The sequence below is a fragment of the Neisseria subflava genome (genome assembly GCF_005221305.1).
GTDB lineage: Bacteria > Pseudomonadota > Gammaproteobacteria > Burkholderiales > Neisseriaceae > Neisseria > Neisseria subflava.
Genome location: NZ_CP039887.1, coordinates 1122572 through 1149561, shown reverse-complemented (window position 1 = coordinate 1149561; position 26990 = coordinate 1122572). Strand labels below are relative to the sequence as shown.

Here is a 26990-nt window from a genome sequence, read left to right as displayed (position 1 = left end):
ACGAAAATAAACGGTTGTGACAGCATTATGTCTGCCAATCATTGTTCAGGCCGTCTGAAAGTTATCCGCGTTGGACGGGGAGACCTGCTTTTTGAAGGCGAGGCCAATCGAAGAAATGTCCGGGATCGGTTTTCCTGTCCGGCGCGATGTCCTGATGACCGGTAACGACCTGAATCGGGTAATGTTCGGAGATAGCGGTCAGCAAGGCTTGCAGGCTGGTGTATTGTGCTTCGGTAAAAGGCTCGAAATCGCAGCCTTCCAATTCGATACCGATGGAGAAGGCATTGCATTTTTCTCTGCCTTGAAACGACGATACGCCGGCATGATAGGCCATGTCGTCGCAGGAAACGAATTGGACGGTTTCGCCTTTACGGCTGATGAAAAAATGGCTGGAGACGCGCAAGGTGTGGATGATACTGAAAAAAGGGTGCTCGTCGGGGTTGATTTGGTTGGTAAACAAATTTTCCACTGCCCCCGTGTTGTACTCAAAAGGAGGAAGGGAAATATTGTGGAGGACAACCAATGAGATGTCTTCATCCGGTTCGCGTGGGCTGAAATTGGGCGAATGAGTTTGGCGTGCATTCAGCCAGCGGCCGTTTTGCCAAATGTTTTTTGAAGGGGAATTCATGGTTTCAGACGGCCTTTCGGGATAGGAAAGCATAAGTTAGGGAAGGTGGCAGGCGTGGTGGACTTATTTCGGTTATACTGTCGCCCGACACGTTCACAAACCAAGAATCCTACCATGCTGAAAAAATTGTTGAAATGGCTGGCCGTATTTTTGACGGCATTTGCCGCTGTGTTTGCCGCATTGTTGTTTGTTCCGAAGGACAACGGCAAACCATACCGTATTACCGTTACCAAAAACCAAGGTATCTCTTCCGTCAGCCGAAAACTGGCTCAAGACGGCATCGTTTATAACCGTTATGTGCTGGTAGCCGCCGCATATGTGATGGGCGTACACAACCAACTCAATGCCGGTTCTTACCGTCTGTCTGCCAAAGTATCGGCTTGGGACATTTTAAAACGCATTAAAAAAGGCCGTCCTGACTCGGTCAGCGTGCAAATTTTGGAAGGCGCGCGTTTTGCCCAAATGCGCCGTATTATCGACAACACTGCCGACATTGCCCATGACACGCGTGGTTGGAGCGATGAAAAATTGATGGCCGAAGTAGCGCCCGATGCCTTGAGCAGCAATCCTGAAGGACAGTTTTTCCCGGATAGTTACGAAATTGATGCCGGTGGCAGCGATCTTCAAATTTACAAAATCGCCTACCGTAAAATGCAGGAAAACCTGCAAGAAGCATGGGACGACCGTCAAAGCGGCCTGCCTTATAAAAATCCGTACGAAATGCTGATTATGGCGAGTCTGATTGAAAAAGAGACCGCGCACGAGGACGACCGCGCCCATGTGGCCGCCGTATTCGTCAACCGCCTGAATATCGGTATGCGCCTGCAAACCGACCCGACCGTTATCTATGGTATGGGCGATGCGTATAAAGGCAGAATCCGCAAAGCCGACCTGCAACGCGATACGCCTTACAATACCTATACGCGCAGTGGTTTGCCGCCGACTCCGATTGCACTTCCCGGCAAAGCCGCGCTTGAAGCGGCGGGTCATCCGTCTGATGAAAAATATCTGTATTTCGTCTCAAAAATGGATGGTACGGGCTTGAGCGAGTTCAGCCATAATCTTTCTGAACACAACGCTGCCGTGCGCAAATATATTTTGAAGAAATAAACCGAATAGGCCGTCTGAAACATTTATAATCCCTGTTTCAGACGGCCTTTAAATTGACGATATCCATATGAAACCCAGATTTATTACCCTTGACGGCATAGACGGCGCAGGCAAATCCACCAACCTCGCCGTAATGAAAGCATGGTTTGAAAAACACCAACTGCCCGTGTTGTTTACGCGCGAACCTGGAGGCACTCCGGCCGGAGAAGCATTGCGTGAAATCCTGCTCAACCCAGCCACCCAAGTCAGTCTGCGTACCGAAACGCTGCTGATGTTTGCAGCCAGACAGCAACACTTAGAAACGGTCATTCTGCCTGCCCTGAAAAACGGCACGCATGTCGTTTCCGACCGCTTTACCGATGCAACGTTTGCCTATCAAGGCGGCGGACGAGGCGTTCCCTTGCAAGATATTGCTACGCTTGAGCATTGGGTGCAGGGCGATTTCCGCCCAGATTTAACTTTGCTGTTGGATGTGCCTTTGGAAGTGTCAATGGCGCGCATCAACCAAACGCGTGAGAAAGACCGCTTTGAACAAGAAGAAGCCGAGTTTTTCAATCGGGTGCGCGAAGTGTATTTGCAACGTGCTAACGAACAGCCGGAACGCTATGCCGTCATCGACAGCAGCCAAAGTCTGGACGCGGTAAAAAATCAGATTGAAACCGCGCTAGACAGTCATTTTGAATTGAATGTTTAAGTTTAAATAAAATGCCGTCTGAAAGAAGGATAGTGTAACGAAGAAATATTATTACAGAAGTTTTTAGACATAAAACCAAATAAAACGAAACATCAAAACAAATGTAATAAATATCGGTATGCGCCACCAAAAGAACATGATAAAATTACGGCCTCTTACAAAGCCGGTCTGTTAACAACCCGACTTTAGAAATTTTAAACGTCTGAAGCAGCCTGTTTCAGACTTGTTCGCTGTAAAATCTCTCTCGCAAACAGGATCGATAAATGGAAAATTCATTAAAAGAAGCCGCCCTGCAGTTCCACGAATTCCCCGTGCCGGGCAAAATCTCCGTTACCCCAACCAAATCTTTGGCCACTTCTAAAGACTTGGCGTTGGCGTACTCTCCGGGCGTAGCCGCTCCTTGTATGGAAATCCATGACGATCCTCAAACTGCCTACAAATACACTGCCAAAGGCAACTTGGTTGCCGTGATTTCCAACGGTACCGCAGTGTTGGGTTTGGGCAACATCGGTGCGTTGGCCGGTAAACCTGTAATGGAAGGCAAAGGTGTATTGTTCAAAAAATTCGCCGGCGTTGACGTATTCGATATCGAAATCGATGAAAAAGACCCACAAAAATTGGTAGACATCATCGCTTCTTTGGAACCGACTTTCGGCGGCATCAACCTCGAAGATATCAAAGCGCCTGAGTGCTTCTATATCGAACGCGAATTGCGCAAACGTTGCAAAATCCCTGTATTCCACGACGACCAACACGGTACCGCCATCATTACTGCTGCCGCTGTATTGAACGCTTTGCGTTATACCGGCCGCAAAATTGAAGAAGCGACTTTGGTGTGCTCCGGTGCAGGTGCCGCAGCGATTGCTTGCTTGAACCAATTGCTGGATTTGGGTCTGAAACGTGAAAACGTAACCGTCTGCGACTCCAAAGGCGTGATTTATAAAACCCGCGAAGACAAAGACCGTATGGACGAGTCCAAACAGTTCTACGCCATCGAAGACAACGGCCAACGCGTATTGGCTGATGCCGTTAAAGGTAAAGATATCTTCTTGGGTCTGTCCGGTGCAAACCTGCTGACTCCTGAAATGCTGAACACCATGAACGAAAAACCAATCGTGTTCGCTATGGCAAACCCAAATCCGGAAATTTTGCCTCCTTTGGCAAAAGAAACCCGTCCGGATGTGGTGATCGGTACCGGCCGCTCAGACTTCCCGAACCAAGTAAACAACGTATTGTGCTTCCCATTCATCTTCCGTGGCGCATTGGATGTCGGCGCGACCACCATCAATGAAGAAATGAAACGCGCTTGCGTATACGCTTTGGCTGACTTGGCAATGGAAGAGGTAACTGAAGAAGTGGTTGCCGCTTACGGTAAGAAATTTGAATTCGGCGCGGAATACCTGATTCCTACCCCATTCGACTCCCGCCTGTTGCCTCGCGTTGCTTCTGCTACTGCTAAAGCAGCTATGGAAAGCGGCGTGGCTACCCGTCCAATCGCCGACTTGGATGCGTACGCTGCTAAATTGGCTGAATGGAAACTGTAATTCAGTAAGTAGTGCTTGATTGAAAAGGCCGTCTGAAAGTTGTATTTCAGACGGCCTTTTTGTTTATTGAATATTTTAGAAACGGCTTAATGCAGTAATCGGAATGAAGAATACGATAATCTGCTGATTCAAAATCGACGTGGGAATATGGATTGTTTTCTAAGATAGATTTCTTATTTTTGAGCGGCTTTGACTTTGAAGGGTTTGTACGGGATTGAATACAATATTTTTTCAGCTTTTTTAAACAACGTCAGGCCGTCTGAAATCGAGTTTTCAGACGGCCTGAGTTAATAAAACGGTTTATTTTTGCCAATAGGTTTTGACGTTGACGAACTCGTACAGCCCGAATTCTGATAGCTCGCGTCCATAGCCGGAAGCTTTGACGCCGCCAAAGGGGAGGCGCAGGTCGCTGCTGGTGTGGCGGTTGATAAAGACAGAGCCTGCTTGGATTCTTTCGGCGTATTGCCATGCGTTTGCCGTGTCTGCTGTGTAGATGCAGGCGCCAAGGCCGAAAGGTGTGTCGTTGGCAAGTGCGACGGCATGATCCGGATTGTCGGCACGTAAAATCATGGCAACCGGGCCGAAGACTTCTTCGTGCCAAACGCGGCAGTTTGGGTTGACTTGATCCAATACCGTGGCAGGGTAAAACCAGCTTTCTCCCTCAGGGATATAGCCGCCGCTCAAGCATTGCGCGCCATGTGCAACCGCATCTTGAACCTGCTCGTGTACGGTTTGACGCAGGTCTTGGCGGTGAAGCGGGGCAAGGGTAGTGTTCGGGTTTTTGGGATTGCCGGTTTGCAGTTTGGCGCACTCGGCAAGGAAGAGCGGGATAAATTGTTCGGCAATATTCTGGGTAACAACGATGCGTTTGGCGGCATTGCAGGATTGTCCGGCATCGCGGAAGCGCGAATAGCAGGCATCGATGGCTGCGCGTTGCAGGTCGGCATCGGGCAGAATGATAAACGGATTGCTGCCGCCCAGTTCAAGGACGGTTTTTTTCAGATGTTTGCCTGCATGGGCGGCCAGCAGGCGGCCGGTATGGGTCGAACCGGTAAATGCCATGGCATCGGTATCTTCAATGGCTTTAAGCGTGTCTTCATGGCTCAACCATGCGCCGATAAGCGGCAAACCTTCGGGGACAAGGCTGAATAGGGTTTCGCTGACGCGGGCGACACTGGGCGCAGGTTTGACCGCGCAGGCATTGCCGGCACAGAGGGCAGGGATGGCAAATCGTAAAATCTGCCAAACAGGGTAGTTCCACGGCATGACCGCCAAAACAACGCCCAAAGGCTCGAAGCGGACCTGGCTGAGGCTGGCTTGGGTGGCGATGGTTTTATGGGCAAGCAGTTCGGGGGCAAGGCGGGCGTAGTAGCGGATAAGCTCGATGGATTTGCTGATTTCGGCACGACATTCGTGCAGGCAGCGTCCGACTTCTTCGCAAACCATTTCGGCAAGGCGTTCTTGGTTTCGGGTGAGGATGTCGGCAAATTGCTGTAAGAGGATGGTGCGCTCGATAATGCTTGATTGGGCGAAGGTTTGCTGAAGGGTTTGGAGGCGGTTTAATTCGTCGGTGAACTCGGTATAGCTTTGCGCCGGTCGGCGGTAAATGGTTTCTCTGGTGAAGACATGGGTGCTGTGAAACATGGTTGGCTCCTTTGTTTTTATGTTTTTATGAGGCCGTCTGAAAATGTTTCAGACGGCCTTTTATTGTGATGATTGTACTTCAAGCGACTAGTTGGGGAAAAATGGATTTTAAGCCGGCAACAATAATCTCTACGGAAATGGCGGCTAGCATCATGCCCATGATGCGGTTGAGGATGGTCAGGCCGGTAGTGCCCAAGCGTTTGCTGATGCGTCCGGCCACGACCAAAATGAAATAGCAAATCAGGCTGACCAAGAAGCCGGAGATGATAATTAGGGCAATATCGCTGTAATTTTTGGCGGCAGAGGAATAAATGATGACAGTGGAGATACCGCCGGGGCCGATGGTAATCGGAATGGCAATGGGTACGACGGCAATGGCTTTTTCATTGCGGCGGACTTGTTGCGCACTTTGATGTTCTTCTGAATGGGGATCAATTTTGGGTTTGGCCGAGTTGTCGTTGCCGTTCATTAAGGAGATGGCAATCAGCAAAACCAGAATCCCGCCGCCGACTTGGAAAGAGCCGACGCTGATGCCGAGTACTTTCAACAAGATACCGCCGCTCAGTGCAAAGACGATGATTACGATGAAGACAGCCAATGCGGCAGTACGCGCGATTCTGCGCTTTTCTTTGGTGCTGTGGTTTTGTGTCAGATCAAGATAAATCGAGAGCGCGCTGAAAGGATTAATCAGCACGAGAAATGCCACAAGCAGCTTGCCGATTTCTACACCCAGTTCCATATTATTCCTCGCTTTCAGTTAGGTCATCGTTATCCGCATTACGGCGGCGGTTTTTGTGTTCGTTTGCAATACCCATCAGCAGGGCGAGCACCACCATGATGGAAAGCGTAGCCGTGCCGCCGTAGCTGACCAAGGGGAGAGGGACACCTACGACGGGCAAAATACCGCTGACCATGCCCATGTTTACAAAGGCATAGCAGAAAAAAGTCATGGTCAATGCGCCTGCCAAACTACGACTGTAAAGGGATTGCGCTTGAGCGGCAATCCACAATCCGCGTGCCAGAATGATAAGGTAAATCAGCAGTAAAAGGATATTGCCAATCAGGCCGAACTCTTCGCCGAATACTGCGAAAATAAAGTCAGTCGTTGATTCGGGAATATAGTCCAAATGGGTTTGCGTACCGTTGAGCCAGCCTTTACCCCATACGCCGCCCGAGCCGATGGCAATCATGGATTGGATGATGTGGTAGCCTGCACCTAACGGATCTTTGGTTGGGTCGAGCAGGGTGAGGACGCGGGTTTTTTGATAGTCGTGCATGCCGTAATTCCACAAGAGTGGCAAGGCGGCTACAAAGGCAATAATAGCGGAAAAAATGGCTTTCCAAGGTAATCCGGCAAAGAAGATGACAAAAATACCCGAAGCCATAATCAGCGCGGCCGTACCGAGGTCCGGCTGTTTCAAAATCAGGGCGACAGGAACAAGAATCAGCACGAGGGCGATAATATAATGTATCCATTTCAGACGGCCTTCATAGCGTTGAAAATACCACGCGACGGTCATGGGAATACCGATTTTCATGATTTCGGAAGGTTGGATACGGGTAAAGCCGAGACTCAGCCAACGGGTCGAGCCGTTGACGGTAACGCCGGCGACTTCGACACCAATCAATAGTAATACGCCGACAATGTAAACCGGCAGGGCAACTTTGGCAGCCGTTTGCGGCTTGAATACGGCGATAATCCATAATAGGGCAAAGCCCAAAACGGTATGGATGGTTTTGTTTTCCAATTGGCCGAACTCTTGCCCATCTGCAGAATAGAGCAGGAACAGGCTCATGATGTAGATGGCGAGCATGGCAAAAAACAGCCAAGGGTCAATCGGGGCGGCAATGGTGGATTTGAAATTTTTCCACGCTGATGTGTTATTCATGATGAACCTCCGGCTGTGAGGCAGGGCTTGTCGGAGTCAGTCCGTAGGCAGATTGGAAAATGCTGGTAATAGGCTGATGCTTGTCCGTTGTTTCAGTTTTGGCTAAATCTGACTCAAGGCCGTCTGAAAACTGCTGCGGTTTGACGTGAAGCATATAAAAATCAGTCATTTCACGAGCCAATGGCGCGGCATACGCACCCCAGCCGCCGTTTTCCAAAATAACGGCAATGGCGATTTCAGGTTTTTCCAATGGTGCAAACGAGATAAACCATGCGTGGTCGCGGTGTTGTTCGCGCAGGGCTGCGGCGTTGTAGCGGCCTCCCTGTTTGATTTGTACGACCTGGGCCGTACCTGTTTTACCGCCCATTGTATAAGCAAGTCCGCCACCAATACGGTGCGCCGTACCGCCCGGTTTCAATACCTTTTCCATTGCGCGTTTGACGTATTCGAAGTTGTCGGCTTTGAACGGAATTTGGCGCTCGGGATTGGGGTTGATGCGGGTAATTTTGCGTGCGCCGAAATCCAATACTTCTTTGACCAAATGCGGCTGATAAACGACACCGTTATTGGCCAGAGAAGCTGTCGCATGTGCCATTTGTAAAGGCGTGTAGGCGTTGTAGCCTTGGCCGATGCTGACAGAAACCATTTCGCCGGCGCGCCATTCTTTGGCGGTCGGATCGGAAGATTTGGCAAAGCGTTTGGCTTTCCATTCGCGGCTAGGCAAAACGCCTGTATATTCGCTGGGCAGGTCAATGCCGGTTTTTTGGCCGAAACCGAATTGCGCCAGATACGGAGAGGCTTTATCGATACCCATTTCGTAACCCAAGCGGTAAAAGAAGGTATCTGAAGATACTTGAATGGCTTTGCTCAAGTTGGCCGAGCCGTGGCCGCTTCGGACAGAGTCACGGAAAATATGGCGGCTGCCGGGTATGCTCCATGCGCCGGGAGCGGGGATGATGGTGTTTTGAGTGATTTTGCCGCTTTCCAATAAGGCCATGCCCATAAAGGGTTTGAATGTAGAACCCGGCGGGTAAAGGCCTTGGGTAACGCGGTTGATCAAAGGCTTTTTCCAATCGTCATTCAGCATTTTCCAAGTATCACTGTCGATGCCGTCAATAAAGAGGTTGGGATCGAAGGAAGGCTTGGAAACAAAAGCCAAAACAGTACCGTCTTGCGGATTGATGGCCACCAATGCGCCACGGCGGTCGCCTAAAATGCGGTCGGCTTCCTGCTGCATACGGATATCCATGCCCAGGCGCAAGGTTTGCCCCATTTTGGACGGAACATTTTTCAATACGCGGACGATATTGCCGTAAGCGTCTTTTTCGACTTCCTGATAGCCTGGAATGCCATGAAGCTGGTGTTCGTAATATTTTTCCAAGCCGGATTTGCCGATATGCGTACTGCCGCGGTAGAGGGCGGTCAGGCCTTCTTCTTCCAGCATTTCTTTGTCTTTATCGCTAATACGGCCGATATAGCCTAAGAAATGGGAAGTCAGTTTGCCGTAAGGATATTCGCGGAATGTGCGTGAGTTGACCTCTACGCCTTTAAATTCGCGCAGATGTACGGACAAACGGGCGGCCTCTTCATCGGTCAGCCTGAGCTTGAGCGGGATATTTTCAAATTTTCGATAGCTTTCGCGGTATTTTTTGAAGCGTTTTAAATCTGTCGGCGTAATATCAACATATTTTTTCAATGCTTCAATGACATCTTCCATCTTGCCTTCGATGCGGCTGGGAATAACTTCAAGCGAAAAGACTGGATAGTTTTTGGCCAAAGGAACGCCGTTGATATCGACGATTTCGCCGCGTACAGGCGGCGTTGGAATCAGGGTGATGCGGTTGCTCGATGCCTGACCGGAAAACTCGTTGTGTTGAGTCACTTGTAGGTAAAAGAACCGCGCCAGCAAGATGGAAAAGAAGATGACGATCAGGATAAAAGCAACGAGCAGGCGCAACAAAGCGTCGGCTTGTGCTGCCTGAGCAGAAGGTTTTTTGGTATGTTGACCACCGGAAAGACGGCGTGGAAGAATCGGTTTCATCTTTTCAGCGGGAGCGGTAAATACGGGTCACAATCAACATTAGCTGGCTGAGTATCGGCCAAAGTAATGCGCCGACAAGTGGGGCAACAAAGCCTTGCAAAGTGATGACCTGATGATTAAGAAACAAACGGGCAACAGTTAAGACGGCCTGATTGAGAAGCAGTGCAGCCAATACAGCGGCCAATTGCATAATGTGGCCGTAAAGCATGATTTGGCGGCGGCGGTTTAAGATGAAATAAGTCATTACGACGTAAGACAGGGCGTGCAAGCCCAAAGTCGCGGCGGTTGCGGCATCGACAATCAGACCGATGGCAAAAGCCAGTCCCATGCCTGCGCGTTGCGGTTGGTGCAATGTCCAATACAGCAACATCAGTGCCGTCATTTCAGGCAGCCAAAAGAATCCGTCAAAGGAAAACGGCATAAAGTCCAGTATCATCATCACTATGAGACTGGCCGCCATGATGTGCAGCGGTACTGCACGGTAAGAATCGTCAAAATCGTTCATGAAATCAGCGTGGGGAAGAAGGGGCGGAAGAAAGTACCAAGACAAAACGGCTGCTGCGTAAAGCGGCCAAAGGCGTCAATTGCGTATCGTAATAAGGCGTTCCCGATGCACGGACAACCTTGCTGACGGTTGCAACGGGAATCCCCGCCGGATAAGTACCGTCCAAACCGGAAGTCAGCAGAACATCGCCGGGTTTCAAGTCGGAGCCGGTTGGGAAATAGCGCAAATCCAAACCGTTGCCATTGCCGTATGCCAAGTTGCGTTCGCCGGTACGGCTGACGGCTATGGGGACAATGCTTTGTCCGCCTGAAATCAGCCCAATTTCCGCACTTTGTGTGTGAACTTGTGTCAACAGGCCAATCAAACCGCTTTGATCGATGACCGTATCGCCAACTTTCAAGCCGTCTTGACTGCCCTTGCCGATAATCAGTCTTTCGGAAAGCGGATCTTTGCCATTGGAAATGACTTCCGCGCCGATAACGTTGTGAATGCTTTTTTGTTGTAAACCGTATAGTTTTTTTAATTCGCGCAATTCATCGGTATTGACTTTATCTCGCTGCAAATCAATTTTCAGACGACCATTTTCTTCCAGAAGTTGGCGGTTTTGTTCCAAGAGCTCGGATTTAGACTGGGAGAGGTCGGCAAAATATTGATAAAGTTGAACAGGTTGATTCGCCAGCCATTGAGCAGGGTAGAGCATAGGCATTACTGCCGCACGTATAGGCTGCATTAATGAAAAGCGGTAATCGGCCACAATCATGCCGGTAGCCAGAGCGATATAAACGACAAAACGAGGCAACAGCTTAGGGCCTTTTGCCTCGTCAAAGCGCAAAGAAGAGCGTTCCATAACCATCTACCTTATGGGTTTTCCGTGAATACGGTATCATCCCATTTGCCGATATAGTCCAAAGCCTTACCGGCACCATAGGCAACGCAGTTCAGAGGTTGGTCGGCAATACCGACGGGCAGGCCGGTTGCGTCGGCCAAGACGGTATCGATACCGTGCAGAAGCGCACCGCCGCCGGTCAGCATAATACCGCGGTCGGCGATGTCGCCGGCCAGTTCGGGTGGAGCCTGTTCTAAAGCCAGACGGACGGCACGGATGATTTGATTTACCGTTTCACTCAATGCTTCACGGATTTCAGTTGAAGTAACAGCCAAGGATTTAGGCGTACCTTCGGCCAGATTGCGGCCTTTAATGCGCATGGCTGTTTCGGTTTCAAAGCCCGAGGCCGAGCCGATTTGTTTCTTCAATTCTTCGGCCGTAGCTTCGCCAATCAAGACACCGCGATGGCGGCGAAGGTAATGGATGATGCTTTTATCGAATTCATCGCCGGCTGCGCGGACAGAAGCAGAATAGGCCATGCCGCCCAGCGAAAGAATACCGATTTCAGTCGTACCGCCGCCAATATCGACAATCATCGAACCTGCCGCATCTTCAATTGGCAAGCCCGCGCCTAAAGCGGCGGCCATCGGTTCTTCAATCAAATGTACGCTTGCCGCTCCGGCAGCAAACGCAGAATCCAAAATCGCTTTACGTTCCACTTGGGTGGAGCCGCCCGGAACACAGATAACCACACGAGGCGGAACCAAAGATCGTCCTTCGGTGGCTTTTTTAATCAACATACCCAGCATACGCTCGGTAATCACAAAATCAGCAATCACGCCGTCCCTCATCGGGCGGACAATTTCAATATTGCGCGGCGCACGCCCCTGCATTTTTTTGGCTTCCGTGCCCACGGCTATAATTTTACTTTTATTGCCTGCGCCGGATTGAATCGCAACCATAGACGGCTCATCCAAAACAATCCCTTTGCCACGTACAAAAATCAACGTGTTGGCTGTGCCCAAGTCGATGGCAATATCATTGGAGAGGAAACGAGATAAAAGACGAAACATAGGATTCCTGAAATTCCGGCCCAGCCCGGATGTGTTTAGCATTATTTAAAATAAGAAAAACAGGTACACAGTTTTAGACGGATAAATGCCCCCTTAAAAGGCCGTCTGAATTAAAACACCATGCCAACCTGTTTGGTTTTCGGTTATAATTCTTCGCTTCATAGAAGACGAAATGCAATGATACCCCAAACCCAAGAGGCATTGCTATCAGACAAGGATTTTTTATGGCTTTAAGCTTAAATGATGTGGAAAAAATAGCAAAACTCTCGCGCCTCACTTTAACGGACGAAGAAAAAAACAAAACGCTTGCCGAGTTGAACGACATTTTCGCCATGGTTGAAAATATGCAAAGCGTCAATACCGACGGCATCGAACCCATGGCGCATCCGCACGAAGCCGCTTTGCGCCTGCGCGAAGATAAAGTGACTGAAACCGATCACGCTGCAGAATATCAGGCTGTTGCCCCCGAAGTGCGCAACCGCCTGTATATCGTTCCTCAAGTGATTGAAGAATAAGGTTTCAGACGGCCTTTGCTTATCGGCAAAACCCTATTGCAAGGCCGTCTGAAAGGATATTCTGTTTAGACGGCCCGATTTATTGATTTAAACGGATGTTTTCAATATCTGTTTTGAAAGCAAAAACTGTTTTATAGAAAGTACGGCACAATGACCGCTTACACGCTCAAACAAGCCAGCAGCCTGCTGCAATCCAAACAAATTTCTGCAGTCGAATTGGCGACCGAATATTTGGCCGCTATTGCTGCGAAAAACCCTGCCATCAATGGCTATGTGACCATCGATCAAGATAAGACCCTTGCTGAAGCCAAAGCAGCCGATGCGCGTATCGCGGCCGGTAATGCAACGGCTTTGACCGGTGTGCCGGTTGCTTACAAAGATATTTTCTGCCAAACAGGTTGGCGCAGTGCATGCAGCTCCAAAATGTTGGATAACTTTGTTTCTCCTTATACTGCCACTGTGGTGCAAAACCTGTTGGATGCCGGCATGGTGACTCTTGGCCGTACCAATATGGACGAATTTGCCATGGGTTCGACCAATGAGACTTCGTTCTACGGCGCAACCAAAAACCCATGGAATCTTGAACATGTTCCCGGCGGTTCGTCAGGCGGTTCGGCTGCCGTGATTGCGGCGCGTTTGGCACCGGCTGCCTTGGGTTCGGATACCGGCGGTTCTATCCGTCAGCCTGCATCGCATTGCGGTATTACCGGCATCAAGCCGACTTACGGTACGGTTTCACGTTTCGGTATGGTTGCCTATGCTTCCAGCTTCGACCAAGCCGGCCCTATGGCGCAAACGGCCGAAGACTGTGCGATTTTGTTGAACGCCATGGCCAGCTTTGACGAGCGCGATTCCACCAGTTTGGAGCGTGACAAAGAAGACTACACACGTGATTTAGACAAGCCGCTCAAAGGTTTGAAAATCGGTTTGCCTAAAGAATATTTCGGCGAAGGCGCGGATGCCGATGTTCAGACGGCCTTGCAAAGCGTTATCGATTTGCTCAAAGCACAAGGAGCGGAGACTGTTGAAGTTTCCCTGCCGCAAACATCATTGTCGATTCCCGCTTATTACGTTCTCGCCTCTGCAGAAGCAAGTACCAACTTGTCCCGTTTCGACGGCGTACGTTACGGCCACCGTGCAGCGCAATTCGGCGACCTTGAAGAAATGTACAGCAACACCCGTGCCGAAGGTTTCGGCAGTGAGGTTAAGCGCCGTATCATGATCGGTACTTATGTATTGAGTCATGGTTACTACGATGCGTACTACTTGAAAGCGCAAAAACTGCGCCGCCTTGTAGCCAATGATTTTCAGACGGCCTTTGGTCAATGTGATTTCATTTTGGCGCCGACTGCGCCGACTGCCGCGCCTAAACTCGGCAGCGACATTCACGACCCTGTGCAAATGTACTTGTCCGATATTTACACCATCGCCGTAAACCTTGCCGGTTTGCCTGCACTGACTCTGCCTGCCGGTTTCAGCACAAACGGCCTGCCGATTGGTGTGCAATTTATCGGCAACTATTTCTCCGAAGCCAAAATTTTGGGTGCAGCACATCAAGTTCAACTGAACAGCGATTGGCACACTAAAGCGCCGGAATAAGGGTAGGGAGTCTATATGCCTGAAAAGTTTTCTTTTCCGGGATTTAAAACTGTTTATCAGAATGCACCAAAGTTTAAAACGCAACATTTAAAATTTACATTGAGGACATTGTGGTATCGTAAAGAAATTAAGGCATTTGAGCAGTTTGTAAATGCTTCGGAAATATGCCAAAGTTTTTTTAGTCAAATGCCCCAAGATGCCTATCCTTTGATACATGAGTTTGTTGATAAGAAATTTAGTGGTCATGATAGGTTAAAAATTATGCAGTCAGATTTTGAGGCTGCAGAAAAGCTGTTTGGAAAAGAAAGAGTAATGGATATGAAAACCCGTTCCTTTCATATTGTTTTGGCAAAACCTTCAGACGGCCTTGAGATTTGGCTTAACCGAAATGACAATTGCGTCGATGAGGGAATGTGGTCTCTTTCTTTACGAGAAAGCAATGGAAAACGTCTGTATATGACAACATTCGCCTTTGTAAATAATATGCTGCTTGCAGCCTCCCTTCAGGGACCAGCAGGAGAAGAGGCGAAAGATACCGTACGGGATTTAACTAAGAAGCTACATGGATTGCGTCCTCAGCAATTGATGGTGCATGCATTGCAATATTTTGCTATTGCATTAAAGCTGGATGGTGTGATTGGTATCACACAAGATAGGCAAGTTAAGCTACGTTGGCGCTTGAAGAAACGTGTCAAAATGAACTATGACCAGTTTTGGCAGGAGCATGGTGCTCAAAAAGGTGTTGATGGATTATGGCATCTTCCAAAAGAGCCGGTACGTAAAAATTTTGAGGAAATCGAAAGCAAAAAACGGTCTATGTATCGTAAGCGTTATCAGATGCTAGATGAAATAGAAGAGCAGATAAGAAATGGTTTAGCGCCTATAAAATAAACTATCATCTGATGAATTAAACATATATATGAATACAACCGACTTCATTCAAATCATTGGGACAGCCGCGTTTGCCATTTCCGGCTATTTGGTCGGCTACAACAAGCAATTAGATGTACTCGGTGTCGTCATTACGGCGTTACTGACGGCTGTTGGCGGCGGCATGATACGCGATGGTTTGGTCGGCCGGATTCCGCAAGTGTTTTTGCAAACCGATGCGTTGATAGTTGTGTTTGCCACGCTTGCCATTGCGTGGTTGATAAGGGTGCAACGCTATCGCAGCACCTATTTGGCCGCTGCTTTTATTATTGCCGATGCCATCGGTTTGGCAGCTTTCAGCATTACCGGCGCACAAATCGGTATGGCCTTGCAGCTCAATTTGTTTGGCGTTATTTCTTTGGCTTTTGTGACTGCCGTTGGCGGCGGTATTGCGCGCGATATTTTGGTCAATGATGTGCCGATGATTTTGCGCACCGACCTTTACGGCAGCGTAGCCATTTTGATTGGCGGGCTGATTTATCTGTTCGGGCATTTGGGCTGGATTAATATTTTTACGTTAAACCTGCTCTTTGCCGGCGGATTGTTGTTTCGCCTGACTGCATACCGTTTTCATTGGCAACTTCCCGGGTTCCAACGCCGCAGGAAATAAACTTATCTTACAGACGGCCTCTTATGGATTTCTTATTCAGGCCGTCTGAAAAACGAATCACTCATTTAACCGATTAACTTTTTTTCGACAGAAAGACCCTTATGACTTGGGAAACCGTAATCGGACTGGAAATCCACGTCCAACTCAACACCCAATCCAAAATCTTCAGCGGCGCATCCACTGCATTCGGTGCCGAGCCTAATGCCCACGCCAGCGTGGTTGAGTGTGCGTTGCCGGGCGTATTGCCGGTAATGAACCGCGAAGTCGTCGAAAAAGCCATCAAACTCGGTTTGGCTTTGGATGCGAAAATCAATCAGAAAAACGTGTTCGACCGTAAAAACTATTTTTATCCTGATTTGCCAAAAGGCTATCAAATCAGCCAGTTGGATTTGCCGATTGTTGAACACGGCAAACTAGAAATCGTAGTAGGCGATGAAGTTAAAACCATCAATGTTACCCGTGCGCACATGGAAGAAGATGCGGGTAAATCCGTACATGAAGGTTTGAACGGTGCTACTGGTATTGACTTGAACCGTGCCGGTACGCCTTTGTTGGAAGTTGTCTCCGAGCCGGAAATGCGTTCCGCAGCCGAAGCCGTGGCATACGCTAAAGCATTGCATGGTTTGGTAACTTGGTTGGATATTTGCGACGGCAATATGGCGGAAGGCTCGTTCCGCGTCGATGCCAACGTTTCTGTACGTCCAAAAGGTCAGGCTGAGTTCGGTATACGCCGTGAAATCAAAAACCTCAACTCTTTCCGCTTCTTGGAACAAGCCATCAATTATGAAGTGGAAGCGCAAATCGAAATTTTGGAAGACGGCGGTAAAGTACAGCAGGCAACCATGCTGTTTGACCCTGAAAAAGGCGAAACCCGTGTGATGCGTTTGAAAGAAGATGCGCACGATTACCGCTATTTCCCAGATCCGGATTTGCTGCCGGTCATTATTTCAGACGGCCAGTTGCAAAAAGCCAAAGAGCAAATGCCTGAGTTGCCGCATGAAATGGCGGCGCGTTTTGTTGCCGATTACGGCGTGTCTGACTATGATGCGCGCCTGTTGACTGCCAGCCGCGCTCAAGCTGCCTATTTTGAAGAAGCGGCCAAAGCCTGCGGCCAAGGTAAATTGACGGCGAACTGGATGAACGGCGAGCTTGCCGCTACCTTGAACAAAGAAGGTTTGGAACTGACTGAAAGCCCGATTACAGCTCCACGTCTTGCTGAGTTGGTTGCTAAAGTTGCAGATGGAACATTAAGCAGCAAACTGGCGAAAAAAGCTTTTGAAGCAATGTGGGCAGAGCCTGAAGCAGGTATTGCCGAAATCATCGAGAAACATGGTTTGCAACAAATTACTGACACTGGTGCAATTGAAGCGATGGTGGACGAAGTGTTGGCAAACAATGCGAAAGCCATTGAACAATTCCGTTCCGGCAATGAAAAAGCCTTGAATGCGATTGTCGGCCAAGTGATGAAAGCAAGTAAAGGCAAGGCTAATCCGGCTCAAGTTCAAGAGCTGATTAAAGCCAAATTAGCTTGATAGATAGGACAGGCCGTCTGAAAACAGGTTTATTTTCAGATGGCCTTTATTTTTGATTTTAAAACTATTCTAAAATACCATGACACATACTATTACCTTATCAGATCAAATCACATTTACGGTAAACGAGGATGAAACCGTTCTTGCTGCCGCGACCCGTCAAAATTTAAATCTGCCCCATTCTTGTAAAAGTGGTGCCTGCGGACAATGCAAGGCCGAGTTGATGAGTGGCGAATTTGAAATGGGCGATCATATTGATAAAGCCATTAGCGCAGAAGAAAAAGCGCAGGGCAAAGTGTTATTGTGTCGCACTACAGCGAAGAGCGATCTCAAAATCAATGTGCCGGGGTTTAATCCGAATGCTTTGCCGGTGCGCACTTTGCCTGTGCGCATTGAGACGATTGAAATCAAACATGATGTTGCTTTGTTGAGATTGGCTTTACCTAAAGCGCCGTCATTTGCATTTTATGCCGGACAATATATTGATTTGCTGCTTCCCGGCAATATCAGCCGCAGCTATTCCATTGCCAATTCGCCTGACCAAGAAGGCGTTTTGGAGCTGCATATCCGTAAACGTGAAAATGGCGTATGTTCGGAAATGATTTTTGGTGCCGAGCCTAAAATCAAAGAAAAAGGCATTGTCCGCGTTAAAGGCCCATTGGGTACGTTTACTTTGCAACAGGACAGCAATAAACCGATTGTTTTGTTGGCAACGGGTACAGGTTATGCCCCTATCCGCAGCATTTTGCTTGATTTGATTTATCAGAATAGCGAACGTCCGGTTCATTTCTACTGGGGGGCACGTCAGAAGGAGGATTTGTACGCATTGGAAGAAGCAGAAGCATTAATAGGCCGTCTGAAAAATGCGAAATTCTCGCCTGTCCTTTCTAAGCCTGATTCCAATTGGAAAGGGGAGAATGGGTACGTGCAAAACGTTGCCGCACAAAATTATCCTGATTTAAGCCAATATGAAGTTTATGCTTGCGGGTCACCAGCCATGACGGAGAGTGCGCAAAGTTTGCTGACTCAAAAATGTGCTGTACCGGAAGATGCCTTCTTCTGTGATGCTTTTTCACCGGCATAATCATGTTTATACAGAATTTATATGTTTGAATGTAGGTGTTAAGAGTAAAATTTGATGGCAATCTGTTTGAGAAAGAGTGTGTTTTTGCACACTCTTTTTTCTATGTGGTAGTTATTGCATAGATGTTTATGGCTTGAAGAGATAGCTATTTTGTTTTTAAAAATTGAATTTATTATTTATCATAAAGAAAAGGCCGTCTGAATGTTTCAGACGGCCTTTGTTTTGAAGCAAGTATTAGCTACCGATCAGTTTCAAACGTTGACCAGGAGTCACAGTACGGGTATTGCGGTTCCAACGGCGGATATCATTAACATCAACATTGAAACGGTTGGCGATGGTGTTCAAAGTATCGCCTTTGCGTACAGTGTAGGAAACGTTTTGAATCGGGTTGCTGCGGACTTTTGCAGGAGCAGCTGTGACCCGAAGGATTTGGCCTTTTTTGATATTGTTGCCTTTGATGTTGTTGGCAATAATCAAATCAGCTACGCTCAAGTTGTAACGTTTGGAGATGTTAAACAGCGTATCGCCATCTGCCACGCGGTGTGTGCCTGCTTCAAGTGCTGCAGTTTGTGTGTTTTGTTGACCGTTTACACGGGCAAGACGCGCATTGATGCGGCGTTGTTGTTTAGCGGTATTGGCTGCGATACGTGCGGCACGAGCACTTTCGGCAGTGACAACAGTTTGAACTTGTTTGGCTTCAGGAGTTGCTTCAGCGACAGTCGCTGCAGGTTCCTCCGCAGGTCGGCTTTGTACCAAAGCCATCAGGTCATCATGCTCTTCTTGAACCGGCGCAGCAGCAACAGATTCAACTGCTAGAGCAGGGGCTACATCGTTTGCGGCAACAGTCGGTGCAGTCAAGTCGGCAGGGATAGCTGCTTTGGGTGCTTCTGCAACATTTGTAGCAGCAGGATCAGAAGTAGTATGGGGCATGGCTACAACAGGGGCGGCTACATCCGCATTTGCAACTTGAGGCTGCGCCTTGGTTTCTGTTACCGCTACGGAAGTAACGTTTTCAGCTTTGCTGCGTGCAATAAAGTCAACCGGTTTGCTGGACTGTGGAACAACAGGAGAAACAATATTGGTCACGGTATTTTGAGCGACTTTAACCGGTTCTGCTACGTTGGAAGCAATAATCGGAGACATGGCCGGCATATTGGATTGGTAAGTATCCGGCGTATTGTCTTTGTCGATAAAGTTAATGATATCTTGACTTTGGGTAGCTGAGTTTTTAGCCACCAAAATGCTGCGACCTTCAGAAATGGCACTGCCGCTCAGGCTATTGAGGCGTTTGAGTTCGGCTACACTCATGCCGGTATCGTTAGCAATGGCATTAAGTTTTTTGTTGCCCAAAGAGGTATAAATATCCCAAGACATCAGGGTATCTGGATTGGCATTGCGGTAGTTTTTCTCAAATGCAGAAACCGCAGAAACTGGCAACAACAGACGACGGTTGTTTTTAGGGATAAATACTGGGGCATTGAAACCTGGGTTGAGTGCCAACAGTTCGCTTTCGCTGATGTTTGCAAAGCGAGCGATTGTGCTGTTATCAATAGGTTTGTCGATGCTGACAGATTTGAAATACGGTTGATTGCTGATTTCGCTGATATTCATGCCGAAAGTTTGCGGGTTGGCAACGATGTTGCGGACGGCCAAAAGTTTTGGAACGTAGTTGCGTGTTTCATTCGGCATACGTAGGTTTTCGTATGTCGGCTCCAAACCTTGCGCACGGGCACGGTTTACGGCGCGGCCGACGTTACCTTCGCCCCAGTTGTAAGCGGCAAGGGCCAAAGACCAGTCGCCGAACATACCGTGCAAGTATTGTAGGTAGTTCAATGCGGCATCGGTAGCGGCGTAAACGTCGTGGCGGCCGTCATACAAAGGCGTTTTTTCCAAGCCGAAGTGGCGGCCGGTAGCCGGCATAAATTGCCACAGGCCGGATGCGCCGACGTGTGATTTGGCTTTGGTCACGAATGCGCTTTCAATGAAAGGCAGCAAAGCGATTTCAGCAGGCATATTGCGTTTTTTAACTTCATTGGCAATATGGTACATATAAGGTTTGCTGCGGGAGATGGTGCGGTCGAAATATGCACTGTTTGCAGCAAATTTGTTTTCATGGCGGCGAACCAGTTCTGTGTTGACTTCGTTGATGCGGAAGTCTTTACGCAATGATGCCCACAAGCTGCCAGAGCCGAAGGTTTGTGCTTTGGCTTGGTCGAGCAGGGCGGAGTTGAGGCGCATCATGGCCATGCCGACTTGGTTGGGCGTGGCGTTTTGCGCGTAGGCTGTGGCGGAAACTGCCGACAGGCTTGAAACGGTCAGAGCGATGGTTTTTAGTTTTGCCATAGTAAATAGAGTTATCAAATATATAATAAAATTTCGTCTTTTCGATGGTATCGTTTCAGCATTCAAACGTCAAGTCGAGCAGGGAATTTGCTTGTATGATGTGGCCGTGGTGTTAAAATTCTGTCACACAAGCCAGAATGCATAGGGGAGTCTTTAATGGAAGTTTTTTTTATGCAAACGCCAATGGGACAATATCTTGCTCAAAAAGAGGCGGATTTTTTCAGACGGCATTTGCAATATTTGAATGGCCAAGTGGCAGTTCAATTAGGCGGTATATGGCAGAGGCCGTCTGAAAATATGATTGTGGTGCCGCGCGATGTGCGGATGGATGCTGAAATGTTGGCATTTGAAACGCATTCTGTGGATGTATTATTGATGCCCCATCTTTTGGAAATTTCATCTGCCGATTTGGTGTTGCAAGAGGCATTTAGGATATTAAAACCCGAGGGCAGGTTGATTTTGACGGGATTTAACCCTAAATCTTTGTGGGGATTGAGCTCGTGGTTTGATGGCAAAAGATTGCCTATGAAATCTCAATGCTTGGCGCTGGCTGAGTTGAAACGAAAAATTGCCGCTATTGGTTTTGAAATGGAATATGGGCAGTTTATGGATTATCTGCCTGCTGTGAATTCGCCATCTGCTTTGCGGTTTTGGCGGTTTATGGAAAAGGCGGGGGATAGGTGGTGGCCTCAATGTGCGGCGGTTTATGGTGTGGTTTTAACGAGACATTTAATTGGTGTCCATCCTTTGCCTGAATTGGAATCTGCATTCGATGGCAATACGGTTGCTTTAAGTACGGCGCGTTTGACCGAATAGTTTTCAGACGGCCTATATATGGATTTGGAGAATAATGATGCCTGAATTACCTGAAGTGGAGACGACTTTACGCGGAATCGCGCCGCATATTGATGGCAAGAAGATAGAAAAAGTCATTATTCGCCAGTCTAAATTGAGATGGCCTATCCATCCAAACTTGGCGCAAATTTTGGCCGGGCGCAAAATTTTGGCATGCAACCGTCGTGCGAAGTATTTGATTATTACTTTTGAAACAGGTATTTTACTTATTCATTTAGGTATGTCCGGCAGTTTGCGGATTTTTACCGCCGATGATGAGCGTATCGCCACACCAGATAAACACGATCATTTGGATTTTGTATTTGATGACGGTACCGTATTGCGTTATCACGATCCGCGTAAATTTGGTGCGGTATTGTGGTATGAGGGTATTGCCGAGCATCATCCGCTGTTGGAAAAACTGGGGCCGGAGCCGCTCTCGGACGATTTTGATGCAAATTACCTGTATCAGAAATTGAAAAACCAAAAGCGAGCAGTTAAATTAGCGCTGATGGATAATGCGGTGGTGGTTGGCGTTGGCAATATTTATGCGAATGAAAGTCTGTTTAAGGCAGGTATTTCGCCATTGCGTCCGGCGAATAAGCTGACCAAAAAAGAATGCGCATTATTGGTGGAAACCGTTAAAGCGGTTCTGCAAAGGGCGATTGAAACCGGCGGCAGTACGCTGCGAGACTTCGTTAATAGCGATGGAAAAAGCGGCTACTTTCAGCAGGAGTATACGGTCTATGGCCGCCACAATGAGCCTTGTGTCCAATGTGGCGGGCTGATTTTTAAAGAAACTTTGGGGCAGCGTGGAACATTTTATTGTCCAAATTGCCAGAAATAGTTTCAGACGGCCTTAAATGTCAGAGGCCGTCTGAAAATAATGAACACAATACAGAAGAAATTTTATGTCTAAACAAAAAGCTCCTTTTTTTAAACGACTGGGCAGACTTTGCCGTTTGGCAGCTTGGTTATTCAGAACCGGTCGGGATTTGCGTGCCATCGATGGCAACAATGCAGAGGAACGCAATCACGCTGTGGTTGTTTTGGGAAAAGGTGCGTTGGATGCTTTGGATATCGAATTGGAAATCGGCGTACCGCCGCAAGGAAATGTGAGCGGTACTTTGGTGGTGGCCAATCATGTGTCTTGGTTGGATATTTTTGCCATGAGTGCCGTTTATCCGAGCAGTTTTATTGCGAAACAGGAAATTAGCGGCTGGCCGGTTTTGGGGAAAATGGGTAAAAATGCCGGCACGGTGTTTATTAAGCGCAATTCCCGCCGTGATATCGAGCCGATTAATCAGGCGATTTGTGCGGCATTGAAAGCAGGGCAAAATGTCAGTTTCTTTCCCGAGGCACGCACTTCTTCTGGCTTGGGTATTTTGCCGTTTAAAGCAGCCCTGTTTCAATCGGCTATTGATGCGAAAGCGCCGATTCAGGCAGTAACTTTGCGATATTATGATGGCGAAGGACAACGGACGGATCTGCCATCCTATGCGGAGGTAAACCTGTTTCAGTCTTTATGGCGTATTGTTTCTATGAAGAAAATCCGTATCCGTTTGGATTTCTCGCCTCAATACAAACCGACAGACATGCCGGATAAAGACCGCTATGTTTTGAAGGATATTGCGGAAACAGCCATCGGTGAAATTGTGGCTTCGGATTCTCCCGTTCAGCCCTTACCTAAAAAATAATTTCAGTCAGGTACTTGTTTTATTTCAGACGGCCTCCATTTAAAGAAACAGCTGTTTTCGGTTTAATTGAATTGATAGTTTAATATAATTAATATTATTTGAACTATAAATTATACAAATCGATAGGCCTGCATTAGAATGCAAGCATTGATTCATTTCTCAAACCCGAATTTTTAAGGAGCTTAAAAATGGCTTTGCAAGATCGTACCGGTCAAAAAGTACCTTCCGTAGTATTCCGCACTCGCGTTGGCGACACTTGGAAAGATGTTTCTACTGATGATTTGTTCAAAGGCAAAAAAGTAGTCGTGTTCTCTCTGCCTGGCGCATTTACTCCAACTTGCTCTTCTTCTCATCTGCCACGCTACAACGAATTGTTTGGCGCGTTCAAAGAAAACGGTGTTGACGCAATCTACTGCGTATCTGTAAACGACACTTTCGTAATGAACGCTTGGGCTGCTGAAGAAGAAGCTGACAACATCTACATGATTCCTGATGGCAACGGTGAATTCACTGAAGGCATGGGCATGTTGGTTGGCAAAGAAGACTTGGGCTTCGGTAAACGCTCTTGGCGTTACTCCATGCTGGTTAACGACGGCGTGGTTGAAAAAATGTTTATCGAACCTGAAGAACCAGGCGATCCTTTCAAAGTGTCTGACGCTGACACTATGTTGAAATATATCGCTCCTGAGTGGAAAGCTCAAGAGTCCGTTGCCATCTTCACCAAACCTGGCTGCCAATTCTGTGCTAAAGCTAAAAAAGCTCTGCAAGACAAAGGCTTGTCTTACGAAGAAATCGTATTGGGCAAAGATGCAACTGTTACTTCCGTACGCGCTATTACCGGCAAGATGACTGCTCCTCAAGTATTCATCGGCGGCAAATACATCGGCGGCAGCGAAGACTTGGAAGCTTACTTGGCTAAAAACTAATTGCCTGTATGCTTAAGACGGCTTGAAAAGGCCGTCTGAAAGACCCAAATATAGAGTTATTCAAACGACGTTTGCAAATCGGCGTTCTGAATAACTCTATATTTACAAGTAGAATTTGAGATTATTGTTTTAAATCGATATTTAGGTATTGGCTATTAATTTTTAGATTTTGATAGTTTATGAAGTTTAGGCCGTCTGAAAACGGATAACCTGATGGCAATATCGGTTTGGATATAGACAGTAAGGATAAAATATGAAAAAGATTCAAGCAGATGTGGTAGTACTGGGTGGCGGTACAGCCGGTATGGGCGCATTTCGCAATGCCCGACTTCATACAGACAATGTTTACCTGATTGAAAACAATGTATTCGGAACAACTTGTGCACGTGTCGGCTGCATGCCGTCCAAATTGCTGATTGCGGCTGCGGAAGCGCGCCATCATGCTCTGCATACCGATCCGTTTGGCGTACATTTGGATAAAGACAGCGTAACGGTAAACGGCGAAGAAGTCATGCACCGCGTGAAGTCCGAACGCGACCGTTTTGTCGGTTTTGTAGTCAGCGATGTAGAAGAGTGGCCTGCCGACAAGCGTATTATGGGTACGGCAAAATTTGTTGATGAACACACCGTCCAAATTGATGACCACACTCAAATTACTGCAAAAAGTTTTGTGATTGCCACCGGTTCGCGCCCTGTGATTTTCCCACAGTGGGAAGTTTTAGGCGATCGCTTGATTGTGAACGATGATGTTTTTTCTTGGGATACCTTGCCTAAGAGTGTGGCCGTGTTCGGCCCTGGCGTAATCGGCTTAGAGTTGGGTCAGGCTTTGCACCGTTTGGGCGTAAAAGTTGAGATTTTTGGCGTAGCCGGTGCGATTGGCGGTATTTCCGATCCTGTTGTCGCTGAAGAAGCCAAAACCGTTTTTGGTGAAGAGTTGACTTTGCATTTGGATGCCAAAACCGAAGTCAAATTGGATGCAGAAGGTAATGTTGAAGTTCATTGGGAACAAGATGGCGAAAAAGGTGTGTTCCATGCCGAATATGCTTTGGCTGCCGCCGGTCGCCGTCCGAACGTGGACAATATCGGTTTGGAAAACCTGAATATCGAAAAAGATGCGCGTGGCGTGCCTGTTGCCGATCCGTTGACCATGCAAACCAGCATTCCGCATATCTTTATCGCAGGCGATGCGTCCAATCAATTGCCTCTGCTGCATGAAGCTTCCGACCAAGGCAAAATTGCCGGCCACAATGCCGCTATTTTCCCGAATATTGAGGGCGGTTTGCGCCGTAGCGTAATCGGCGTGGTATTCACCAGTCCGCAAATTGCCACTATCGGCTTGAAATACGCGCAAGTTACGGCGAAATATCAGCCTGATGAGTTTGTCATCGGCGAGGTTTCCTTCCGAAATCAAGGCCGCAGCCGCGTTATGTTGGTCAACAAAGGCCATATGCGTTTGTATGCTGAGAAAGCGACCGGCCGTTTCATTGGTGCGGAAGTTGTCGGCCCTGCTGCCGAACATTTGGCACACTTGATGGCTTGGGCGCATCAAATGAAGATGACGATTCCGCAAATGCTGGATATGCCGTTCTACCATCCGGTTATCGAGGAAGGTCTGCGTACTGCATTGCGTGATGCCGATGCAAAACTGAAACAGGCTTGATTATTTGATGGAATAAAGGCCGTCTGAAACTCGTAGTAAGGTTTTAGACGGCCTTTTCTATGCTTTGAAGCTGTTAAATCAATTCTAAATCCGGACCGGCATTTTGCGCACGACGGCTTCGTAATTGAATGTCTAGGCGCAAGTCATGGGGGGAGTCGGCATTTTTAATAGCGTCTTTATAGCTGATATCGCCGTTTTCATACAAATCATACAAGGCTTGGTCAAAAGTGATCATGCCCATGCCGGTTGATTTTTTCATCATTTCTTTGATGTTGTGGACTTCGCCTTTTTGAATCAAGTCGGCAATAATCGGCGAATTGAGCAAAACTTCGACCGCCGCCACACGACCCCGTCCGCTTTCACGGGGAATCAGTCTTTGTGAAATAAAGGCTTGCAGGTTGAGCGACAAGTCTGTCAGCAACTGGGTACGGCGCTCTTCGGGGAAGAAGTTGATGATGCGGTCGAGTGCTTGGTTGGTATTGTTGGCATGTAGTGTCGCCATACACAAATGGCCGGTTTCCGCGAAGGAAATAGCGTAGTCCATGGTCTCGCGGTCGCGGATTTCGCCAATCAAGATAACATCCGGTGCTTGGCGCAGGGTGTTTTTCAGCGCAATCGGCCAATTTTCGGTATCTACGCCGATTTCTCGTTGGGTGATGATGCAGTTTTTGTGTTGGTGGATAAACTCAATCGGGTCTTCGATGGTGATAATGTGGTCGAAGCTGTTTTCGTTTCGATAGTCGATAAGGGAGGCGAGAGAAGTGGACTTGCCCGAACCTGTACCACCGACAAAAATAATCAGGCCGCGTTTTCTGAGGGCGATGTCTTTCAGAATAGGGGGCAGATTGAGCGTTTCAAATTTCGGGATATTGCTGGTAATGGAGCGGAACACTAAAGCTGTTGCACCGCGTTGAACCATGGCATTGACACGGAAGCGACTGGTATCGGGCAGGCTGATGGCGAAGTTGCATTCGTTGGTGGAAGAAAATTCTTCGATTTGTTTGGAAGACATAATCGAAAAAGCGATTTCCATACATTTTTCAGCACTCAACGGCTCATCACTCAGTCGCGTAATTTTGCCGTCCACTTTCATGGCCGGCGGGAAATTGGTGGTAATGAAAAGGTCGGAGCCTTTGTATGTGTTCATATGGTGTAGCCAAGCGAACAATTCTTCTTTTGCACCCGGAGTATTTTCGTCAAACATAAGAATTCAGATAGTTAATATTAAGTTATTTCATTGAGAATAATTATAACAGAAGCAACCATTATTTGCTGTTTGCCAGCTCGAGCGTCAATCTATTTTAAA

24 protein-coding genes are annotated in these 26990 nt (G+C 47.9%); 14 read left to right on the top strand and 10 right to left on the bottom strand.

Annotated elements, in window-relative coordinates; all coding sequences use genetic code 11:
* Nucleotides 1-61 precede the first annotated feature (61 nt).
* Nucleotides 62-628 carry a 1,6-anhydro-N-acetylmuramyl-L-alanine amidase AmpD gene (ampD, locus tag FAH66_RS05640; protein WP_137040970.1) on the bottom strand — a complete coding sequence of 189 codons (567 nt, stop codon included), beginning with the start codon at nucleotides 626-628 and terminating at the stop codon, nucleotides 62-64.
* Between the two features lie 114 nt (nucleotides 629-742).
* Here ampD and mltG point away from each other — a divergent pair, with 114 nt between their 5' ends.
* The 3 genes from mltG (at nucleotide 743) to FAH66_RS05625 (ending at nucleotide 3976) form a co-directional block, all read left to right on the top strand.
* A complete protein-coding gene (gene mltG, locus FAH66_RS05635) occupies nucleotides 743-1738 on the top strand; it encodes an endolytic transglycosylase MltG (protein WP_137040969.1) in 996 nt (331 codons plus the stop codon).
* 67 nt (nucleotides 1739-1805) lie between these two features.
* A complete protein-coding gene (tmk, locus tag FAH66_RS05630) occupies nucleotides 1806-2432 on the top strand; it encodes a dTMP kinase (protein ID WP_107723041.1) in 627 nt (208 codons plus the stop codon).
* Nucleotides 2433-2695: 263 nt separating this feature from the next.
* Complete coding sequence (locus FAH66_RS05625; protein WP_137040968.1) at nucleotides 2696-3976, top strand: malic enzyme-like NAD(P)-binding protein; 1281 nt, start codon at nucleotides 2696-2698, stop codon at nucleotides 3974-3976.
* 300 nt (nucleotides 3977-4276) lie between these two features.
* On the opposite strand, the gene FAH66_RS05620 is transcribed toward FAH66_RS05625, so the two are convergent.
* The 7 genes from FAH66_RS05620 to FAH66_RS05590 form a co-directional block, all read right to left on the bottom strand.
* Nucleotides 4277-5620 carry an aldehyde dehydrogenase family protein gene (locus tag FAH66_RS05620; protein ID WP_137040967.1) on the bottom strand — a complete coding sequence of 448 codons (1344 nt, stop codon included), beginning with the start codon at nucleotides 5618-5620 and terminating at the stop codon, nucleotides 4277-4279.
* 79 nt (nucleotides 5621-5699) lie between these two features.
* Nucleotides 5700-6359: a MarC family protein gene (locus tag FAH66_RS05615; RefSeq protein ID WP_137040966.1), complete on the bottom strand. Its 660-nt coding sequence runs from the start codon at nucleotides 6357-6359 to the stop codon at nucleotides 5700-5702.
* A gap of 1 nt (nucleotide 6360) precedes the next feature.
* Nucleotides 6361-7509: a rod shape-determining protein RodA gene (rodA, locus tag FAH66_RS05610; protein WP_137040965.1), complete on the bottom strand. Its 1149-nt coding sequence runs from the start codon at nucleotides 7507-7509 to the stop codon at nucleotides 6361-6363.
* Nucleotides 7502-9550 carry a penicillin-binding protein 2 gene (mrdA, locus tag FAH66_RS05605; RefSeq protein ID WP_137040964.1) on the bottom strand — a complete coding sequence of 683 codons (2049 nt, stop codon included), beginning with the start codon at nucleotides 9548-9550 and terminating at the stop codon, nucleotides 7502-7504. The genes rodA and mrdA overlap by 8 nt, the downstream gene beginning before the upstream one ends.
* A 4-nt stretch (nucleotides 9551-9554) precedes the next feature.
* Nucleotides 9555-10055, bottom strand: a complete 501-nt coding sequence (gene mreD / locus FAH66_RS05600; protein ID WP_137040963.1) for a rod shape-determining protein MreD — start codon at nucleotides 10053-10055, stop codon at nucleotides 9555-9557.
* A gap of 4 nt (nucleotides 10056-10059) precedes the next feature.
* A complete protein-coding gene (gene mreC / locus FAH66_RS05595) occupies nucleotides 10060-10902 on the bottom strand; it encodes a rod shape-determining protein MreC (RefSeq protein WP_137040962.1) in 843 nt (280 codons plus the stop codon).
* A gap of 11 nt (nucleotides 10903-10913) precedes the next feature.
* A complete protein-coding gene (locus FAH66_RS05590; RefSeq protein WP_137040961.1) occupies nucleotides 10914-11954 on the bottom strand; it encodes a rod shape-determining protein in 1041 nt (346 codons plus the stop codon).
* Between the two features lie 224 nt (nucleotides 11955-12178).
* Here FAH66_RS05590 and gatC point away from each other — a divergent pair, with 224 nt between their 5' ends.
* The 6 genes from gatC to FAH66_RS05560 all read left to right on the top strand — a co-directional run bounded on the left by gatC (nucleotide 12179) and on the right by FAH66_RS05560 (nucleotide 18224).
* Complete coding sequence (gene gatC / locus FAH66_RS05585; RefSeq protein ID WP_003685110.1) at nucleotides 12179-12469, top strand: Asp-tRNA(Asn)/Glu-tRNA(Gln) amidotransferase subunit GatC; 291 nt, start codon at nucleotides 12179-12181, stop codon at nucleotides 12467-12469.
* Between the two features lie 150 nt (nucleotides 12470-12619).
* Nucleotides 12620-14068, top strand: a complete 1449-nt coding sequence (gene gatA, locus FAH66_RS05580) for an Asp-tRNA(Asn)/Glu-tRNA(Gln) amidotransferase subunit GatA (RefSeq protein ID WP_070588267.1) — start codon at nucleotides 12620-12622, stop codon at nucleotides 14066-14068.
* Between the two features lie 15 nt (nucleotides 14069-14083).
* Nucleotides 14084-14959 (top strand): VirK/YbjX family protein, encoded by an 876-nt coding sequence (locus FAH66_RS05575; protein ID WP_137040960.1) that lies wholly within the window; start codon nucleotides 14084-14086, stop codon nucleotides 14957-14959.
* Between the two features lie 28 nt (nucleotides 14960-14987).
* Nucleotides 14988-15608: a trimeric intracellular cation channel family protein gene (locus FAH66_RS05570; RefSeq protein WP_137040959.1), complete on the top strand. Its 621-nt coding sequence runs from the start codon at nucleotides 14988-14990 to the stop codon at nucleotides 15606-15608.
* Between the two features lie 101 nt (nucleotides 15609-15709).
* Nucleotides 15710-17140, top strand: a complete 1431-nt coding sequence (gatB, locus tag FAH66_RS05565; protein WP_137040958.1) for an Asp-tRNA(Asn)/Glu-tRNA(Gln) amidotransferase subunit GatB — start codon at nucleotides 15710-15712, stop codon at nucleotides 17138-17140.
* 79 nt (nucleotides 17141-17219) lie between these two features.
* Entirely contained in the window at nucleotides 17220-18224 is a 1005-nt protein-coding gene (locus FAH66_RS05560; RefSeq protein WP_137040957.1) for an FAD-binding oxidoreductase, read from the top strand.
* Nucleotides 18225-18458: 234 nt separating this feature from the next.
* On the opposite strand, the gene FAH66_RS05555 is transcribed toward FAH66_RS05560, so the two are convergent.
* The gene (locus FAH66_RS05555) at nucleotides 18459-20567 is read right to left on the bottom strand and encodes a LysM peptidoglycan-binding domain-containing protein (protein WP_137040956.1); all 2109 of its coding nucleotides are present in this window, start codon (nucleotides 20565-20567) and stop codon (nucleotides 18459-18461) included.
* Nucleotides 20568-20723: 156 nt separating this feature from the next.
* On the opposite strand from FAH66_RS05555, the gene FAH66_RS05550 reads away from it, so the two are divergent.
* The 5 genes from FAH66_RS05550 to FAH66_RS05530 all read left to right on the top strand — a co-directional run bounded on the left by FAH66_RS05550 (nucleotide 20724) and on the right by FAH66_RS05530 (nucleotide 25684).
* Complete coding sequence (locus tag FAH66_RS05550; protein ID WP_137040955.1) at nucleotides 20724-21383, top strand: class I SAM-dependent methyltransferase; 660 nt, start codon at nucleotides 20724-20726, stop codon at nucleotides 21381-21383.
* A gap of 37 nt (nucleotides 21384-21420) precedes the next feature.
* Nucleotides 21421-22248 carry a DNA-formamidopyrimidine glycosylase gene (gene mutM / locus FAH66_RS05545; RefSeq protein ID WP_137041614.1) on the top strand — a complete coding sequence of 276 codons (828 nt, stop codon included), beginning with the start codon at nucleotides 21421-21423 and terminating at the stop codon, nucleotides 22246-22248.
* 64 nt (nucleotides 22249-22312) lie between these two features.
* On the top strand, nucleotides 22313-23098 hold the full coding sequence (locus FAH66_RS05540) for a 1-acylglycerol-3-phosphate O-acyltransferase (protein ID WP_003685330.1): 786 nt from the start codon (nucleotides 22313-22315) through the stop codon (nucleotides 23096-23098).
* A 188-nt stretch (nucleotides 23099-23286) separates the two neighbouring features.
* Nucleotides 23287-24024 carry a redoxin family protein gene (locus tag FAH66_RS05535; protein ID WP_137040954.1) on the top strand — a complete coding sequence of 246 codons (738 nt, stop codon included), beginning with the start codon at nucleotides 23287-23289 and terminating at the stop codon, nucleotides 24022-24024.
* A gap of 253 nt (nucleotides 24025-24277) precedes the next feature.
* The gene (locus FAH66_RS05530) at nucleotides 24278-25684 is read left to right on the top strand and encodes a dihydrolipoyl dehydrogenase (protein WP_003685068.1); all 1407 of its coding nucleotides are present in this window, start codon (nucleotides 24278-24280) and stop codon (nucleotides 25682-25684) included.
* Nucleotides 25685-25757: 73 nt separating this feature from the next.
* On the opposite strand, the gene FAH66_RS05525 is transcribed toward FAH66_RS05530, so the two are convergent.
* A complete protein-coding gene (locus FAH66_RS05525; RefSeq protein ID WP_070630538.1) occupies nucleotides 25758-26888 on the bottom strand; it encodes a PilT/PilU family type 4a pilus ATPase in 1131 nt (376 codons plus the stop codon).
* Nucleotides 26889-26990 lie beyond the last annotated feature (102 nt).